Raw genomic sequence first — 2975 nt, 5'->3', positions numbered from 1 at the left:
CCCAGGCATAGACTGGTGCCATGACGCGCACTCTCATCCTGCTCCGCCATGGCCAGAGCGAGTGGAACGAATTGAACCTGTTCACCGGATGGGTGGACGTCCGACTTACCGAGAAGGGCAAAGCAGAGGCCCGCCGCGGCGGTGAACTGCTCGCCGAAGCAGGTCTGCTGCCCGACGTGCTGCACACCTCGGTGCTCAGCCGGGCGATCCAGACGTCCGACATCGCGCTGGACTCCGCCGATCGCCTGTGGATCCCGGTGAAGCGCTCCTGGCGTCTCAACGAGCGCCACTACGGCGCACTGCAGGGCAAGGACAAGGCAGCCACTCTCGAGGAGTTCGGGCCGGAGCAGTTCCAGCTCTGGCGCCGTTCGTTCGACGTTCCGCCGCCGCTGCTGGACGACGACAGCGAGTTCAGCCAGGTCGGCGACCCGCGCTATGACGGCATCGACGGCGAGGTGCCGCGCACCGAATCGCTGAAGATCGTCATCGACCGTCTGCTGCCGTACTGGGACGCCGAGATCGTCCCCGACCTCGCGGCGGGCAAGACGGTGCTTGTCACCGCACACGGCAATTCGCTGCGCGGACTGGTCAAGCACCTTGACGGGATCAGCGACGACGACATCGCCGAGCTGAACATCCCCACCGGCATCCCGCTCGTGTACGAACTCGACGACGACAACGTCCCCACCGGCCCCGGTCGGTACCTGGACCCGGAAGCCGCAGCCGCTGGCGCCGCCGCCGTCGCGTCGCAGGGCAAGAAGTAGCGAAAACGAATGAGGCGGGCGGGGCGTCTGAACGCCCCGCCCACCTCATTCGTCGGTGCGGGTCAGACCTCGTCGACGTCGCGGCCGTGGAGCTGTGCTGCAGCTGCCGCGATCGCCTCTTCGTCGACGTCCCAGTCACCGGTAGCGAGGTAGACGACCTTCTTGGCGACGGCGACCGCATGGTCGGCGAAGCGCTCGTGGTAGCGGCTGGCGAGGGTGGCGTCGACGGTCGCGGTCGGCTCGCCCTTCCAGTTGTCGCTGAGAACCTTCTCGAACACGCGGGCGTGCAGCTCGTCGACCTCGTCGTCCGCGTTGCGGATGACGTCGGCCAGGCGCAGATCCTGCGTGCGCAGCAGTTCGGAGAGCGTGCGGGACACTTCGACGTCGCGCTCGCCCATCTTCGTGAAGGTGCCCTTCAGGCCCTTCGGGATGGCGCGCTCGGGGAAGCGGAGGCGTGCGAGCTGGGCGATGTGCTCGGCCATGTCGCCCATGCGCTCCAGCGATGCGCTCACCCGCAGTGCGAAGACGACGATGCGCAGGTCGCGCGCGACGGGCTGTTGGCGGGCGAGGACCTCGATAGCGAGTTCGTCGAGGCTGACGGCCAGCTCGTCGATCTGCACGTCGTCCGCGATGACCTCTTCGGCTATCGCGACGTCGCTGTTGGCGAAGGCGCGGGTCGCCTTGTCGATCGCGACCGTGACGAGATCGGTGATCTCGACGAGGCGGGACTGGATCTCCTCGAGGGACTGGTGGAAGACTTCGCGCATGAGAAGCGCAACCTTTCGTTCGGATCTCGGGCGGTTCCGACCGGCCGATGGAGGGCACAGCTGTGTTCGCGAGCCCTCAGTGATTGTCGTCGCCGAAGGTTAACGAATGGTGCCCGTTGTGTGAATACTACTTCGCCCCCGTGCGCGCTGGCGCGGAAACAGGCGGAAGGGGAGGTGAACGGGCTCTACGCTGGAGGCATGACTTCGGGCACTATCGCGCTCATCGCGCTCGCCGTCGGCCTGGTCATCGGCATCGGCCTATCGATGCTGCTCTTCTGGGCGTACCGTGCGCGTGAGAAGGTGACCGAGGCCGCGTCGGCGCGCGTCCCGACCGGAACCGCAGATGTCCTGGACAGCATGGACGATGCGGCATGCGTCGTCGATGCGTCGGGGCTTGTGCTGGCCATCTCGCATGCCGCGGCGCGATTCGGCATCGACGTCGGTGCGACGCTCGACCATCAGGAGTTGCGCCAGCTCGTGCGCACCGTCCGATCGACGGGGGCATCGACGACCGAGACCATGCGTCTGACCCGATCGGGTGTCAGCCTGGACCCGCGCCTGGTGTCTGCCCGGGCGAGCGTCCTTGGCGGGCAGCTCACGCTTCTCATCATCCGCGACGTCACTGAGCAGGAGCGGCTCGACCAAGTGCGCCGCGATTTCGTGGCGAACACCAGCCATGAGCTGAAGACGCCGGTCGGCGCGGTGAGTCTGCTCGCCGAGGCCATCGAGTCCGCAGCCGACGACCCGGACCAGGTGCGGGTCTTCGCCTCACGCATCTCGGCGGAGGCGACGCGTCTCGCGCAGCTCACCGGTCGCATCATGAGCCTGTCGCGCCTGCAGGCATCCGACGGCATCGCCGATTTCGGGCCCGTCGCGATTGACGAGGTCATCACCTCGTCGATCGAAGCGCACGCCGTGCAGGCCGATTCCGCGGGTGTCGAGCTGATTCGCGGCGGCGATCGCGGCGTGTTCGTGCGCGGCGATGCGCAGATCCTCGTGGAGGCCATCGGCAACCTCGTTGCAAACGCGATCGTGTACTCGCCGCAGGGTTCGCGTGTGGGCGTGGGCATCAAGGCGGATGGCGGGACGGTGGAGATCGCGGTGTCCGATCAGGGCATCGGTATCACCGAGTCGGACCGGGAGCGCATCTTCGAGCGCTTCTACCGGGCCGATGAGGCGCGTTCCCGCCGCACCGGCGGTACGGGGCTGGGGCTGTCGATCGTCAAGCATGCGACGCAGCGCCACGGCGGAGAGGTGCGCGTCTGGTCCCGTCCCGAGCGCGGATCGACCTTCACGATGGTGCTGCCGCGCATCGAGGCCCCGGTGCCGGAGACCGATAAGAAGACCAAGAAGAAGCGCGCGCGGAAGGCGCTCAAGGCCGCCGCAACTGCGCGCGTCCGGAACGGAGAGAACGCATGACCCGCATCCTTCTCGTCGAGGACGA

The 2975-nt window shown here is 67.3% G+C and carries 3 protein-coding genes; 2 read left to right on the top strand and 1 reads right to left on the bottom strand.

The window, feature by feature from the left end; all coding sequences use genetic code 11:
* Positions 1–20 precede the first annotated feature (20 nt).
* A complete protein-coding gene (locus ACTIMF_RS19055) occupies positions 21–764 on the top strand; it encodes a phosphoglyceromutase (RefSeq protein WP_441888950.1) in 744 nt (247 codons plus the stop codon).
* A 62-nt stretch (positions 765–826) separates the two neighbouring features.
* Here ACTIMF_RS19055 and phoU read toward each other — a convergent pair whose 3' ends face one another.
* Positions 827–1531, bottom strand: a complete 705-nt coding sequence (gene phoU, locus ACTIMF_RS19050; protein WP_442351852.1) for a phosphate signaling complex protein PhoU — start codon at positions 1529–1531, stop codon at positions 827–829.
* 198 nt (positions 1532–1729) lie between these two features.
* Here phoU and ACTIMF_RS19045 point away from each other — a divergent pair, with 198 nt between their 5' ends.
* Positions 1730–2950 (top strand): sensor histidine kinase, encoded by a 1221-nt coding sequence (locus tag ACTIMF_RS19045; protein WP_442351851.1) that lies wholly within the window; start codon positions 1730–1732, stop codon positions 2948–2950.
* The last annotated feature ends 25 nt before the right edge of the window (positions 2951–2975 follow it).

This window comes from Gordonia sp. (in: high G+C Gram-positive bacteria) (assembly GCF_052106715.1).
Taxonomy (GTDB): domain Bacteria; phylum Actinomycetota; class Actinomycetes; order Mycobacteriales; family Mycobacteriaceae; genus Gordonia.
The sequence above is the reverse complement of the archived record's forward strand: the minus strand, read 5'-3'. Positions and strand labels throughout refer to the sequence as shown.